This window comes from Achromobacter colocynthidis (assembly GCF_057334535.1).
In genome coordinates, this window is sequence record NZ_JBHFIZ010000039.1 from 497,523 (window position 1) to 512,048 (window position 14,526).

At 65.0% G+C, this 14,526-nt stretch carries 14 protein-coding genes; 2 read left to right on the forward strand and 12 right to left on the reverse strand.

Features of this window, described 5'->3' with window-relative positions; translation table 11 throughout:
- Positions 1–7 precede the first annotated feature (7 nt).
- Positions 8–1,069, reverse strand: a complete 1,062-nt coding sequence (locus ACE04A_RS28670; RefSeq protein WP_448716970.1) for a threonine aldolase family protein — start codon at positions 1,067–1,069, stop codon at positions 8–10.
- 116 nt (positions 1,070–1,185) lie between these two features.
- Here ACE04A_RS28670 and ACE04A_RS28675 point away from each other — a divergent pair, with 116 nt between their 5' ends.
- Together ACE04A_RS28675 and ACE04A_RS28680 are read left to right on the forward strand one after the other, a co-directional pair.
- The gene (locus ACE04A_RS28675; protein WP_259252839.1) at positions 1,186–2,037 is read left to right on the forward strand and encodes a class II glutamine amidotransferase; all 852 of its coding nucleotides are present in this window, start codon (positions 1,186–1,188) and stop codon (positions 2,035–2,037) included.
- A gap of 156 nt (positions 2,038–2,193) precedes the next feature.
- Positions 2,194–2,814: a hypothetical protein gene (locus ACE04A_RS28680; protein ID WP_100853358.1), complete on the forward strand. Its 621-nt coding sequence runs from the start codon at positions 2,194–2,196 to the stop codon at positions 2,812–2,814.
- A 278-nt stretch (positions 2,815–3,092) separates the two neighbouring features.
- Here ACE04A_RS28680 and dapD read toward each other — a convergent pair whose 3' ends face one another.
- From dapD to ACE04A_RS28735, 11 genes are all read right to left on the reverse strand, one after another.
- A complete protein-coding gene (dapD, locus tag ACE04A_RS28685; RefSeq protein WP_448716971.1) occupies positions 3,093–4,070 on the reverse strand; it encodes a 2,3,4,5-tetrahydropyridine-2,6-dicarboxylate N-succinyltransferase in 978 nt (325 codons plus the stop codon).
- A 105-nt stretch (positions 4,071–4,175) separates the two neighbouring features.
- Positions 4,176–5,306: a M20 family metallopeptidase gene (locus ACE04A_RS28690; protein WP_259252842.1), complete on the reverse strand. Its 1,131-nt coding sequence runs from the start codon at positions 5,304–5,306 to the stop codon at positions 4,176–4,178.
- Positions 5,307–5,345: 39 nt separating this feature from the next.
- Positions 5,346–6,251 carry an alpha/beta hydrolase gene (locus ACE04A_RS28695; protein ID WP_448716972.1) on the reverse strand — a complete coding sequence of 302 codons (906 nt, stop codon included), beginning with the start codon at positions 6,249–6,251 and terminating at the stop codon, positions 5,346–5,348.
- Positions 6,251–7,261, reverse strand: a complete 1,011-nt coding sequence (locus tag ACE04A_RS28700) for an ABC transporter ATP-binding protein (protein WP_050446760.1) — start codon at positions 7,259–7,261, stop codon at positions 6,251–6,253. The genes ACE04A_RS28695 and ACE04A_RS28700 overlap by 1 nt, the downstream gene beginning before the upstream one ends.
- Complete coding sequence (locus ACE04A_RS28705) at positions 7,258–8,241, reverse strand: ABC transporter ATP-binding protein (RefSeq protein WP_259252845.1); 984 nt, start codon at positions 8,239–8,241, stop codon at positions 7,258–7,260. Before ACE04A_RS28705 ends, ACE04A_RS28700 begins: the two co-directional genes overlap by 4 nt.
- Complete coding sequence (locus ACE04A_RS28710) at positions 8,238–9,158, reverse strand: ABC transporter permease (protein WP_279993751.1); 921 nt, start codon at positions 9,156–9,158, stop codon at positions 8,238–8,240. Before ACE04A_RS28710 ends, ACE04A_RS28705 begins: the two co-directional genes overlap by 4 nt.
- 6 nt (positions 9,159–9,164) lie before the next feature.
- Entirely contained in the window at positions 9,165–10,142 is a 978-nt protein-coding gene (locus ACE04A_RS28715; RefSeq protein ID WP_259252847.1) for an ABC transporter permease, read from the reverse strand.
- 102 nt (positions 10,143–10,244) lie between these two features.
- Positions 10,245–11,216: a M14 family metallopeptidase gene (locus ACE04A_RS28720; protein ID WP_448716973.1), complete on the reverse strand. Its 972-nt coding sequence runs from the start codon at positions 11,214–11,216 to the stop codon at positions 10,245–10,247.
- A 93-nt stretch (positions 11,217–11,309) separates the two neighbouring features.
- Entirely contained in the window at positions 11,310–12,923 is a 1,614-nt protein-coding gene (locus ACE04A_RS28725) for an ABC transporter substrate-binding protein (protein ID WP_279993754.1), read from the reverse strand.
- Between the two features lie 356 nt (positions 12,924–13,279).
- Positions 13,280–13,513 (reverse strand): hypothetical protein, encoded by a 234-nt coding sequence (locus ACE04A_RS28730; RefSeq protein WP_050446754.1) that lies wholly within the window; start codon positions 13,511–13,513, stop codon positions 13,280–13,282.
- Between the two features lie 121 nt (positions 13,514–13,634).
- Positions 13,635–14,513 (reverse strand): NAD(P)H-hydrate dehydratase, encoded by an 879-nt coding sequence (locus tag ACE04A_RS28735; RefSeq protein ID WP_485820762.1) that lies wholly within the window; start codon positions 14,511–14,513, stop codon positions 13,635–13,637.
- Positions 14,514–14,526: the final 13 nt, after the last annotated feature.

Genomic DNA, 14,526 nt, shown 5'->3' on the forward strand with positions numbered 1-14,526 from the left:
TGCCGGTTCAGCTCACCCGCGCGCGCAGCGCAGACAGGAAGTGGTCGACGTCTTGTTCCGTGGTGGCAAAGGACGTCACCAGACGCACGATGCCCGGGCCCCAGCGGTCGTGATAGAAGCGAAAGCCGTCGGCTAGCAGGCCGTCGATGGCGGCGGCGGGCAATTGGCAGAACAGGATGTTGGCGTCGGCCTTGCCTTGCAAGGTCACGCCGGGCAGGCCTTGCATGCCCGCCGCCAGCCGGGCGGCCATGGCGTTGGCCTGGCGCGCGTTGCGCAGCCACAGGCCATCATCCAGATACGCTTCCATCTGCGCGGACAGCAAGCGCATCTTTGACAGCAGATGGCCGCCGCGCTTGCGCCGGAACGCCAGGTCGCGCGCACGCTCAGGGTTGAACATCACGATGGCCTCGGCGCCCAGCACGCCGTTCTTGGTGGCGCCGAACGACAGGATCTCCACGCCCGCTTTCCACGTCATGTCCGCCGGCGTGCAGTCCAGGCTGACCAGCGCGTTGGCAAAACGCGCGCCGTCCATGTGCAAGGGCAGGCCCGCATCGCGGCAGACGCTGCCGATGGCCTGGATCTCATCCAGGGAGTAGACGCTGCCGGTTTCGGTGGCCTGCGTGATGCTGACGCAGGACGGCTGCACGGAATGCACGTCACCCACCTTGCGCCGCGCCTGCTCCGCCAATTCAAGCGGGTCGACCTTGGCGTCGGCCCCGCCCAGCAGCATCAGGCGGGCGCCATGGGTGTAGAACTCCGGCGCGCCGCATTCATCGTTGGCGATATGGCTTTGCGCGTGGCACAGCACGGCGCCCCAGGGCGGCGTCAGCGCGGCCAGGCTTAGCGAATTGGCGGCCGTGCCGGTGGGCACGAGCAGCACGTCCACCTCGTGTTCGAACAGATCGGCAAGCCGGCGCTGCACATTCAGGGTGCTGTCGTCGGCGCCATACGGCTGGGCCTGGCCGGCGCTGGCGCGCAGCAGGGCCTCCATAACTTCGGGGCTGGCGCCCGCGATGTTGTCGCTGGAAAAGCCCATATTGGGGGCGGGGACGGATAGGGGCGTGTTCACGGTGGGTTTCGGCTGATACGGGAAAGCCGTCACTATGCCGGGGCGCGCGCAGGCGGGCTTGTAGAAAATTGCGCCTGGCTCCTACACTGGGCAAGTCCATCTTGAAGGAGCGCATCATGTGTCGTTGGCTGGCTTACACCGGAAGTCCCCTACAGATGGAAAGCGTGCTGTTCAAGGCCAAGCATTCGCTTATCGACCAGAGCCTGCATTCGCGCCTGGGCGCCACCACGACCAATGGCGATGGCTTTGGCCTGGGTTGGTACAGTCGGCCCTCGAATAGCCACATCGAGCCGCCGTTCCGCTACCGCAGCGTGCACCCCGCCTGGAACGATCGCAACTTGCGCGAAGCCGCGCGCGCCATCCACGCGCCGCTGTTCGTGGCGCATATCCGCGCGGCCACCGACACGCCCGCGCAAGAAACCAACTGCCATCCGTTTCGCCACGGTCAGTGGCTGTTCGTGCATAACGGGGTAATTCGCGACTACCCCCTGCTGCGCCGCGACCTGATGCTGATGATTGCGCCGGCGTATTTCGGGTCGCTGGAAGGGTCGACCGATTCCGAGGTGATGTTCCTGCTGGCCCTGACCTTTGGCCTGGAGGAAGACCCGATTCCCGCACTGGCCCGCATGGTGGGCGCGGTGGAAGAAACGGGCCGCCGCCATGGCGTGACGCATCCCATCAACATGACGGTGTGCGCGCTGGACGGCGAAAGGCTGATCGCGGTGCGTTATTCCAGCGAGGCGGAGTCGCGCACGCTGTTCCACAACACCTGCGTGCGCCATTTGCGCGAGCTCTATCCGCAGGACCCGCAGATCGCCGCATTGGACGAAGACGCCTTCCTGCTGCTCTCCGAACCCTTGAGCGAAATGCCCGGCGTCTGGGAAGAAGTACCGGAAGCCACCGCCATCATCGCCGGGGGCGGCGATGTGCGGCATTACCCCTTCGTGCCGATCGCGCCGGGGCCTTGACGCGGTTTTTGGGCAAAATCCGGCCAAATATCGTCGAAATTGGCCGATAAATAGGGGTCATCAAGCACGTATCGCTCATATAAGGGAGAATGCGTGTCGCAGTGACTTTGCGACGTCCTGGGCCGCGAAAGCACCCCAACTCAATAAGGAAGTTGCATGACAGATAGCAAAACCCCGCAGGTCTCAGACGCATTGGCGGTGTTTACGCACACGGGGAACGCCCCGGTTCGCTTTGAATTGCATGACAAGGGCGTGGTCCGCCAACAAGGCGACACCCGCAGCTACACCGCCTTCGCGGATGTACTGGACCTTTGCCTGTTCCCCGCCGAAGCGGGCGCAACGGCAGGCCCGATTAACCAATTTGCCTACCGTACCAGCACGACGCAAGACTGGACCGTGGTGTCCGGCGACGTCAGCAACTTCGCCCAGCTCCTGGATGCATTCCGCTCGCGCTACGTCGCGCAGCGCCTGCCCGTGCTGGAAGCGTTGATGGCCGACGGCAAGCGCGTGGCATTCCGGACGATCAAGTCCGGTGATTTTCCCGGCTTCGACACGCAGGAATTGGCCCTGTCGGCCGAAGGCCTGCATATTGACGGCGCCACCTGGCCCTATGAATCGTTGCAGCGCATCGACCTGAACGACTGGACCGAGACGATCACCCTGCAAGACGACAACGGCAAGACCGTGTTTTCATGCGTGGCGACGCGCATTCTCAGCTCGGATCTGCTGGTGAACCTGGTGTACGACCAATTGGGTCAAACGGCGGAATACGCCTGACGGGCATCGTCCCGCAAGCAGCGTAACGGGCTCGCTTGATACGTAAAGACGAAGGGCCGCCCCGAGCATTACGAGCGGCCCTTTTGCATGGGGTTTGGCGTTTGTTGTTGCGTCGCTTTGCCGATGACGTTGATGCTGTTGCTGGCGCTGCTGTTGACGGTGACGCTATCGCTGGCGCAGTTGCTGGCGCTGCTGTTGACGGTGACGCCATCACTGGCGTAGTTGCTGATGCTGCTGCCGCTGAGGTTGCTGTTGTCCTTACCGTCTTGGCGAGCGGATCAATGCCCCGCGTGCAGCGCGGGATTCAGCGTGCCCCAGGCGGCGGTGCGGATCAGCGTTTCCACAGCCCCCGTCTGCGAATTTCGACGGAACAGCAGCCCGTGCCGACCCGCCAGCGACGCCGCTTTCACGACCGTGCCTTCCGGCGTCAGCACCCGCGTGCCGGCGGTGATGTAGCAGCCGGCTTCCACCACGCAGTCGTCGCCCAGCGAGATGCCGATGCCTGAGTTCGCGCCCAGCAGGCAGCGTTTGCCGATCGATACCACCTGCTTGCCGCCGCCCGACATGGTGCCCATGATGGACGCCCCGCCGCCAATGTCGCTGCCGTCGTCCACGACGACGCCCGCGCTAATGCGGCCTTCGACCATCGAGGCGCCCAGCGTGCCGGCGTTGAAGTTGCAGAACCCTTCATGCAGCACGGTCGTGCCCGCTGACAAGTGCGCACCCAGCCGTACGCGCGCCGTATCGGCAATGCGCACGCCGCTGGGCACGACGTAATCCGTCATGCGGGGAATCTTGTCCACGCCGCGAATTTCCAGCGTTTGCCCCGTGGCGCGCAATTGCCAGCGCAAGGCATCCACCTGATCCACCGCGCACGGCCCCACGGACGTCCACGCCACGTTGGTCAGCACGCCGAACAAGCCATCCAGGTTCGCCTCATGCGGGCGGATCAGGCGATGGCTGAGCAGATGCAGCCGAAGATAGGCGTCATGCGCATCGGCGGGCGGTTCATCCAGCGACGCAATGGCGGTACGCACGGCAACGATATCCACCTTGCGGCGCGTGTCGCGGATCAAGGCCGTGGGCACATGTTCGCCCAACGCGGCGCGGGCTTCTTCAGGCGTAAGGTGGCGCGTGCCAGAAGCGGGCGTACGATCGGCCAGCGACGGGCGTGGATACCAGGTGTCAAGCACGGAGCCATCGGCGGCAAGCGTAGCCAAGCCGTAGGCAATGGCGCTGGAGGAAGCGGCGGACATGATGATTTGCGATAAAGAAAAATAGAAAATTTCGACGTAGGATGGGTGAAGCGCGAAGGGCCGTTCAATAGAACACCGCCGTAAATCGCGCGCAACCCATCACCCCTACGCCAATTCCTTCAACAGCAATTCCCAGAACTTCAACCGCTGCTCCAGCGTCGATACCAGCACATACTCATTCAAGGTATGCGCCCCATCCCCATCAGCGCCCAAGCCATCCAACGTAGGAATTCCCATCGCCGACGTGAAGTTCGCGTCGCTGCCGCCGCCCGTCATCGGCGCGTCTTCCAGCAGGAAACCCGCCCGATCCGCGTAGCCTTGCACCAGCGACAGCAACGCCGCCGCCGCGTCCGTCTTCACCATCGGCGGGCGGTTCAGTTCAACGTTGATATCCAGTTCAACGTCCGGCCCCACCGCGCACAATTCGCGCATGCGGCGCAGCACGTCTTCGGCGGCGCCCATGTCCGGCACGCGGAAGTCCACCACGCAGCGGCACAGCGCCGGCACCGTGTTCGTGACCGTGCCACCCGCAATCGTGCCCACGCTGACCGTGATGCCGCGGTCATAGTCGGTCATCGCTTCCAGCGCCAGTACCTGGTGCGCCATTTCACGGATCGCGCTGCGGCCCTTTTCGTGCTGCATGCCGGCGTGCGCCGGGCGGCCCTTTACGTTCAGGTTGAGCATGCCCGTGCCCTTGCGCGCGGTCACGCACTTGCCGCCGTTCGGGCGGGCCGGCTCGCAGACCAGCGCGTACTTGGCGTTGGCGGCGAAGCGTTCGATGTGCACGCGGGACGCATGGCTGCCAGTTTCTTCATCCGGCACCACCAGGAAGTCCACCGGCAGTTGCGTCGCGCCGGGACGCGCCACGCCGGCCAGCGCCGTCAGCGCCAGGTAAATGCCCGCCTTCATGTCATAACTGCCCGGGCCGTAGAGGCGGTCGCCATCAATGCGCACCGGGTTCTCAAGCAGCGTGCCCACCGGATGCACCGTGTCCATGTGCGCCAGGATCAGGATGCCGGGGCGCGTGTCGCCGGGCGCGCGGTTGGTGGCGTACAGCAGCGGACCCGTGGTGGGGCCCAGCGACGACAGTTCCACCGTCAAGCCCGCGGCGGCCGCGTAGTCGGCGATGATGCGCGCCATGGCGGCGATGCCCTCGGGAAAGTTCGACGGCGATTCGCATTGCAGCCAGCTCTGGATGCCAGCGACGATCTGTTCAGTGCTTTGAGTGTTGGACATGGCGGGTTCGGTGTTCAGCAATGAAAAAGGAAGGAGCGATCAGGCGACCTGCTGGCCGGCCAGGCGGGCCAGTTCGGCGTCGTCGGGCATCTTGCCGTCAAACCACAAGCTGGCGCAAACGGCCGACATGGCGCGGCCATCGTGGCCGATGCCGGGCACCACTTGCAGCGTCCAGCCGAACGGCACGCCACGGCGTTCGGCCTCTTGCTTGCCGAAGTCGTAGTAGTTCTGGGCGCGCGCGAAGCGGTGCGGGCCTTGGCGCATGGCGGCCGGTTCGGCCGGCAAGTTCGGGTCGTCGGTGGCGATGTCCTGATCGCCCGCCAGAATCGTCATGGGATAGGCCAGCAGCTTGACCAGATGCTCTTCGGTCAGGCCCACGCCGTCCATGCCTTCGGGGAACGGGTAGTCAAACGTGGGCAGCGTGTACCAGCCAGGGTTGCCCGCCGTCACGGCCTTGAACGGCGAGTGCGACTGACTGCTCATCAGGCGGTGCACGAACTGCCCGCCCGCCGAGTGGCCGAACAGGTAGACGTTCTGACCGTCGGTGATTTCACCGTCGATCATGTCCTTGATGACGTTGCCCACCAGCGCATACGTCCAGCCGTCGATGTGACGCGGGTTGCCGCCGGCCGAGAACACGCGGCCGTTGTTGTAGCTTTCAACGCCGGGCCAGATCTCGTTGGAGAACGTCAGCGCCACGATCAGCAGCTTGTGCTTGTCGGCGGCCTCGACCCAGAAGTCGCGGTATTCGTCGCCGTTGCGCAGCACGCCGTGCTGCACGATGACGACCGGGCGGTCGGGCGTGTAGCCGTACGGGCGGTACGTTTGCAGCTTGAACGGACGATCCGAATTGCGGTCTTCGTCGATGTACTGGATGGTGTTGCGGCCCGCATGGCCCATTTCGATGGCGATGCGGTCCACGTTGGACATGTCGGAGGGTTTCATCAGGCGCTCGCTTCGTTCAGGTGACAGGCCGACCAATGGCCCGCCGAGATTTCTTTCAGGGCCGGCGCCTGCTCGCGGCAGCGCGGCATGGCGTGGGGGCAACGGGGGTTGAAGGTGCAGCCCGGGGGCGGGTTCAGCGGCGACGGGATTTCGCCCTTGATCGGCGTGAACTTGCGACCACGGCGGGCCACGTCCGGCACCTCGGCCATCAAGGCCTGAGTGTACGGGTGGTTGGCTCGCGCGAAGATCTCGGCCGACGTGGAGATTTCCACGATCTTGCCCAGATACATGATCGCGACGCGATCCGAGATGTGCTTGACCACACCCAGGTCGTGGCTGATGAAGAGATACGTAAAGCCGTGCTGTTCGCGCAGGTCCATGAACAGGTTGATCACCTGCGCCTGGATGGACACGTCCAGCGCGGCCACCGGTTCATCGCAAACCAGGAACTTGGGCGCCACCATCAGCGCGCGGGCGATGCCGATACGCTGGCGCTGGCCGCCGGAAATCTGGTGCGGAAAGCGGTCGCGGTATTCGGCGTCCAGGCCCACTTCCTTCAAGGCCTGGTCGATACGCGCGGGGATCTCGGCCGGGGGCGCCAGCTTGTGGACCTTGAGCGATTCGCCCAGGATCTGGCGCAGGCGCTGGCGCGGGTTCAAGGACGCTTGCGGGTCCTGGAAAATCATCTGCACGCCCAGCGTGTAGGCCAGCTTGTCGGCGCCGCGCAGACGCACGGCGTCGCGGCCCTGATACAGCAGTTCGCCTTCGGTCTGGCGGTGCAGGCCGGCCACGACGCGGCCCAGGGTGGACTTGCCGCAACCCGATTCGCCCACCAGCCCGACGACTTCGCCGCGCTTGATGGACAGGTCCACGCCGTTCACGGCATACACCGTGCGGCGGTCCAGCGGGCGGCCGGTCAGGGCCAGGATGCGCTGGGCCAGGTCGGGGCGCTGTTCGAATCGCTTGTGGACGTTCTTGAGCTCGATGACGGGAGTATCGGCTTGGCTCATGCTTGCTGTGCCTCGCGGGCTATCGGCACGTAACAGCGGTAGCTGCGCGGACCTTCGGTGGTAACGGAGGGGGCTTGTTCGGTGCAGCGCGGGATCACCTTGGTGCAACGCGGCCGGAATGCACAGCCCGACGGGCGGCCCGCCAGGCTGGGCGCCATGCCGTTGATCTGGTGCAGGCGCGCGCCGGGCTGGGTGGCGCCGGGCATCGAATCCAACAGGCCCCGGGTGTAGGGGTGGCGCGGCGATTCCAGCACCTGTTCAACCGGGCCGCTTTCCACGATGCGGCCGGCGTACATGACGGCCACGCGGTCGGCCAGTTCGGCCACCACGCCCAGGTCGTGGGTGATCCAGATAAGCGCGGTGTTGTGCTCGCGGCAGATCTTTTGCATGCGGTAGAGAATCTGGCCCTGGATGGTGACGTCCAGCGCGGTCGTGGGCTCGTCGCAGATGATCAGGTCGGGCTTGTTCAGCATGGCGATGGCGATCGCCACGCGCTGGCGCATGCCGCCGGAAAACTCATGCGGGTAGCTCTTCAAGCGCTTTTCGGGCGACGGAATACCCACCATCTCCAGCGCTTCGCGGCAGCGCTCCTCGGCTTGTGCCCGGGACACGTTTTCGTGCGTGAGGATGGCTTCCATCATCTGCTCGCCGATGCGCAGCACCGGGTTCAGCGTCATCAGCGGGTCCTGGAAGATCATGGCGATGCGGTTGCCGCGCAACTGGCGCATCTGCTCTTCCGTGAGGTTGCGCAGGTCGGTGCCCTTGAACTTCACTTCGCCGTCGACGACTTCCCCAGGCGGATCGATCAGGCCCAGCAGTGAGAAGCCGGTCACGGATTTGCCGGAGCCCGATTCGCCCACCAGGCCCACGATTTCGCCACGGCGCACGGTAAGGTCGACACCGTCGACAGCCAGATACGCGCCGGCTTCGGTATGGAATGCAGTGCGCAGTCCGCGCACATCAAGAAGAATGTCGCTCATGCTCGTCGGGGGTCCAGGCTTTCACGCAGGCGGTCGCCCACGATGTTGATGGAAAGGATCAGCACCAGCAGCGCAATGCCGGGGAACAGACTGATCCAGTAATCGCCGGACAGCAGGTATTGGAAGCCGTTGGAAATCAACAGGCCCAGCGACGGCTCGGTGATCGGCACGCCCACGCCCAGGAACGACAGCGTCGCTTCCAGCGCGATGGCGGTGGCGATCTGGATGGTGGCGAACACCATGACGGGGCCCAGGCAGTTGGGCAGCAGGTGGAACACCATGATGCGCCAGGCCGGAAAGCCCAGGTTGGCGGCGGCTTCCACGTATTCCTTGCGGCGCTCTTGCAGCGCGCGGCTGCGCATGATGCGGGCGTAGTGGCCCCACTGCACCAGCACCAGCGCCAGGATGACCTTGTCCACGCCGCGCCCCAGCACCACCAGCAGCACCAGCGCCACCAGGATGGTCGGGAAACCCAGGATGAAGTCGACGATGCGCATCAGCACCGTGTCGACCAGGCCGCCGATGTAGGCGGCGATCAGGCCAATGGCGCCACCGATGGCGGTAGCCAGCACCACGGCCGACAGGCCCACCATCAGGCTGATGCGCAAGCCATACAGGATGGCGCTGAGCATGTCGCGCCCTTGGTCGTCGGTGCCCAGCCAGGCGATGCTGCCGTCCATCAGCGCCTGGCGCGGCGCCAGGCGGCCGTCCAGCAGCGACAGGTTGGCCAGGTCGTAGGGGTTTTGCGGCGCGAAGTAGGGCGCGAAGACCACCAGGATGATCAGGATGGCCAGCGCGATCACGGAGCCGCGCACCGTGGGGCGCGCACGAAGTTTCTTCAGGATGGAGGCGCGCTGCGGGGTCTCGGCCAAAGGCTGGACGGTGCGAGTGCGGCCGGAATTGGGAATGTTAGCCATGGCGGATTATTGAGCGGGGGCCACGAGCTGCACGCGCGGGTCGAGCGCGGCGTACAGAATGTCCACAACCAGGTTGATGACCACGAAGATCAGGGTGACCAGCATCACGTAGGCGACCACCACGGGGCGGTCCAACTGGTAGACGCTGTCGATCAGCAGCTTGCCCATTCCCGGCCACGCGAACACGGTTTCGGTGATGGTGGAATAGGCGATCAAGGTGCCGAACTCCATGCCGATCACGGTCACGACCGGGATCAGGATGTTGCGCAGGATGTGGCGGCGCACGATGCGCCCGGGCTTCACGCCCTTGGCCCGCGCGAATTTCACGTAGTCCTGGCTGCGCGCCTCGACCACGCCCGAGGCGGTCAGGCGCAGCACCAGCGCAATGTTGGCCAGCGCCAGGTTGATGGCCGGCATGATCAGGTGCGACCAGCCGTCGGCGGTCAGGATGGACAGGCGTATGCCCAGCACCGTGACGGTGTCGCCGCGCCCCGTGGCGGGCAACCAGCCCAGCCACACGGCGAACAGCAGAATCAGCATCATGCCCTGCCAGAAGTTCGGCAGCGAAAAGCCCAGCACCGACGACGCCATGATGCCGCGTCCCAGGTAGTCGTCGCGGTACAGGCCGGCGACCAGCCCCAGCGGAATCCCGATCACACAGGTCAGCATGATGGCCACGACGACCAGTTCGAACGTGGCGGGGATGCGCTGCACGATCAGTTCAATAGCTGGGATGCCGTGCACGAAGGACGTGCCCAGGTCGCCATGCAGCGCGCGCCACAGGAACCCGGTGTATTGCTGCCAAACCGGCAGGTCCAGGCCCAGGCGGGCGATCATCGCCTCGCGAGCTGCCTGGCTGGCTTCGGGGCTGACCAGCAGTTCGATCGGGTCGCCCACGGCATACACCGCGAAGAAGACCACGACCGAAACGGCCAGCAGTACGAACAGACTCTGTATCAGTCTGCGCAGGATGAACAAGGCCACGTGATGATTTCCTTGGTGGGCTCAGGGTTGCTTGGCGCCGAGTGCTTGCTTGGCGGGATTATTTGGTGGGTTTGGCCAACATGACCAGGGTGTTTTCTTAAATCAAACGATAGCTTGCGCCAGGCGGACCACGGTGACGCCGGGCCGCAGGTTGGCAGTGGACGGCATGATCAGCACGCAGTCGTCATAAGGCGTGACGACCGCTTCGCCTTCGGACCAGCCGATGACGGTGCCCGCCGTGGCCAAGGTTTCCAGGCCCTTCCAGGGCTGGTCGAAGCGGAAGTCCGCGCTTTTCGCGGCGACGGCGTGGGTGACGCGCAGCGCGCGTTGGGCTGCTTGTGCGGGCGCAATCCAGGCATCGGGGATATCGCCGCTGTCTACCGTGCCGGCTTCCAGCAGGAAGCGCGCCATCTGGTCCACTGCCACGCCGCGTGCTTCGGGGGCGCCGTGGAAGCCGCATTCGATCAGCAGCGAGCGCGTGCCGTTGTCACCCGTTTCGCCAAAGCGGCCGTAGTCGCGCATGCGCACGCCGGCGGCATGGCCAGCGTCGGCGATGATGGTGGCGGGGTTGCCCAAGGCCAGCGCCAGGTCGATATTGCGCTGTTCCATGCCGGTCAATTGCAGCGGCACGTCGGAATTGCTCATGGAATGGAAGTCCAGCAGCCAGTCAGCTTGCTCCACCCACGGGCGAAGCTGCGCGGCGCGGCGGCGTTCCTGGCTGATGGGCACCGTCAGCTTGTCGTCGCTCCAGACGCGGTTCATGTCTTCGTCGACAAAACGCGCGGGCGCGTAATTGGTGGAATCGAAGCGGTCGAACGCCGCCAGATTGCAAAAGGCCAGGGTCAGCGAGCCCCGGCGCGGACGCAGCCCGGCCGCAAGCGCTTCCTTCAAGGCCCAGGCGCCGCACAGCTCGTTGCCGTGGATCAGCGCGCTCAACATCACCCGCTTGCCCGGCACGCCGGAGTCAAAATGCCAGACGCCGGGCGTCTCCGTATTGCCCAAGCGCTCCGACGACAAATCCGGACAGGCAAGAAGAAAAGGGCGGGGCTGGACCGCGGGCGTGGACGTGGGCATGGGGAACTCCGATGAAGCGGGGGAATTGTATAGGGATCCGGCAAAAGAAAACGGCTGCACGAGGCAGCCGTCTCACGGTTCAAGCGAACCAGATTACTTCTTTTCGGGCGTGACCGACGTCGCCAGCGTGTATTGGTCGCGGCGGCCTTCGTAGGTGATGCCCTTGCGGAACGCCCAGATGCTGCTTTCAAAGTGCAGCGGAATCAGCGGCACGTTGTCCAGGGCGATCTGGGTGGCTTCCTGCAACAGCTTTTCGCGCTTGGGCGCGTCAACCGTCACGATGGCTTCCTTGTAGACCTTGTCGAAATCGGCGTTGGAGAAGCCGCCGTAGTTGCTGGTGCCCAGGCTCTTGGGCGAATCCAGCGACGCGACCCACAACTGGAACAGCGCCGAGGCTTCACCCGTTTCCGCCGGCCAGCCGCCCATCGAGAAGCTGAATTCGCGCTTGGCGCGCTTGGGGAAGTAGATGGAGGCCGTCATGGCGTCCACATTGGTCTTGATGCCGACGCGGGCCAGGTACTGGGCCACGGCCTGGGCGATCTGGCCGTCGTTGACGTAGCGGTCGTTGGTGGACGACAGCGTCAATTCAAAGCCGTTCGGGTAGCCGGCTTCGGCCAGCAGCTTCTTGGCGCCTTCCGGGTCGTACTTGATTTCCGGCGCCTTGGGCAGCGCGCCGAACATGCCGTCGGGCATGAACTGGTAGGCCGGGGTGGCCATGCCGTCCATGATGCGGGCGGTGATGGTCTTGCGGTCGATGGCCATCGAAATGGCCTTGCGCACACGCAGGTCTTGCAGCGGGTTCTTGCCGTCGGCGCTCTTGACGAACGGGCTCGGGTTGCGCGCCACGTCCGGCTGGAAGAACACCAGGCGGGTGGACGGCGTAGCGACGAAGCCGAACTTCGGGTTGTCCTTCAGGCGGGGCAGATCGCGCGCGGCGGGGTTTTCGATCATGTCGAAATCACCCGACAGCAGGCCGGTCAGGCGCGGGCCGGCGGACGGCACCGGCACGAACTTCACTTCCTTCCAGGCCGGCTTGTCGCCCCAGTAGTTCTCGTTGCGGACAAGCTCGATGCCGGTGCCCTTCACGTAGGACTTCAGGGTGTACGGGCCGGTGCCGATGGCGTCCTTGCCGTTGTTGAAGTCGGCAACGGTGGGCCAGGCGCCGGTCACGCCGCAACCCTTCTTGGGGTCGAACGTCAGCTTGCCGTGTTCCACGATGCCGTTCCAGATGATGGGCAGCGAGCGGGCCAGCTCGGCGGGCATCAGGGGGAAGGGTTCGGAGGTCTTGATGATGACGGTGTGCGCGTCGGGCGTTTGCACGTCGGCGATGCGCTTGGTCATGTCCATGTAGGACTGCGACACGTTGGTTTCGTTGTTCAGCGTGCGGCAGATCGTGAACAGCACGTCTTCGGACGTGAACGGCTTGCCGTTTGAGAACTTGACGTCGTCGCGCAGCTTGAATTCCCAGGTCAGGTCGTCCAGGTTCTTCCAGGACTTGGCCAACTGGGGCGTGAGCTTCATGTCGGCGCTGCGGCCCACCAGCGAACTGTAGACGTGCGCGGAGAACGCATCGTTCTGCGTCATCTTGTGATAGTGGGGATCTGCCGAAGTGGGTTCGGCCGACAGGCCGATCTTCAGCGTCTGGGCTTGAGCGGCTGCCAAGGGAATGGCGGCGGCCACAAGGGCCAGGGTGGTGCGCAACTTCATGTGACAACTCCGGAGGGATAGCGAACCGGATCATGCCTGCGCGAAAACCACCGCCGCGGCGGCCGGACACTATTGTCGGCCGCGGTAAAACTAGGATGGGTTGGCGCCAGGCACGACGGCAAGGGGCCGATTATCAATAGGGGCTTCGCGCGTTGTCAATGAAGAACGGCGAATCTGGCGCTAGGGAAAACGCCGAGAGGAAGGGAACAAGCGGGGATGCTTGCCCGGGCGAGAGTGCCGAAAAAGACACCGAACGCCTGTCTTCGGCTGCTTACGCGGCAAGCGGGCCGAAAACGACAGCGCGCGGGGGGGGAACCGCGAATATCGATCGCCCCCCCCCCCCCCCGCGGCTGTTTTTACCACTGCGAGCCGGAGAAGCGCGAGCTGGCGGCGCGGGCCTTGTTCATCGATTCGTTCACTTCGTCGATGAAGGCAAACACGCTGGCGACAGCGGCGATCACGGCTTGGCCGGCCTTCTTCAGGCTGGTCAGCGGATGGGAATTGGGTTGGTTCTCGAGGGCGCCGCGCAGCAGGTCGCGCTCCAGCGCGTCGGTCAGGCGGGCAGTGCTATTCAGGGTCAGTTCGCTCATGGTCTTTCTCCAGTCCGTTTCGTCTTGGTGAAAACCATTATAGGGATAACCCTAGTTCGAAAGCAATGACCTTTTCAGGGAAAACCCTAGTATGTTGTAAAAATGTTTATTTGACGGGGACTTAGCTGCGGAAACTGCCCCAGTTTTCGTTGCGCAGGGCGCGGGCGGCGTCCGCGAGTTCACCCGCCGTCAAGCCGATGGGGCCGATTCCCTGGGCCACCAGCGCGTCGGCCGCGGCGCCATGCAGCCAGACCGCCCCGGCCACGGCTTGGTCCACCGGTAGCTTTTGCGCCAACAACGAGCCAAGCATCCCGGCCAGTACGTCGCCCGTTCCCGCCGTGGCCAAGCCCGGGTTGCCGCTGGTGTTGATCCGTATGTCGCCCGCCGGGCTGCAAACGACCGTGCCCGCGCCCTTAAGAACAATCCAGCAGTGGTAACGCTGCGCCAATTGCCGGGCGGCGCCGGGGCGGTCGGACTGGATCTGCGCGGTGCCGACGCCCAGCAGGCGCCCGGCTTCGGCGGGATGGGGGGTCAGCACGACAGAGCCCGCGCCCCAGTTGGGGCGGATGTCGCCCGTGGCCAGAAGGTTCAGGCCGTCGGCGTCCAGCACCAGCGGGGCTTCGCGCCGCAGCACGAACAATTCCGACAGCGCGTTGGCGGCAAGTGCATCCGTGCCGATGCCGCAGCCGGCCACCCAGGCGGTCACGCCCCAGTCCGCCTCCAGCAGCGAGCGGGCGTCGCGCAGCATCAGTTCGGGTTGCAGCGGGTCGCACGCCAGCGGTGCAGTGTCCTGGGCGAAGCCGACCAGCACCTTGCCGGCGCCTGTCTTCAATGCGGCGCGGGCGGCCAGCAGCGCCGCGCCCGTCATCCCCGGGCCGCCGCCCACCACGCCGACGGTGCCGAAGCTGCCTTTGTGCGTGTCCTGCCCACGCGGAGCGAACAGGGCGGGCAGGCTGGCGCGGTTGATGGGGGCGCCGACGGACGTGACGAGGGTGTTCATTGGCTGAGGCTCC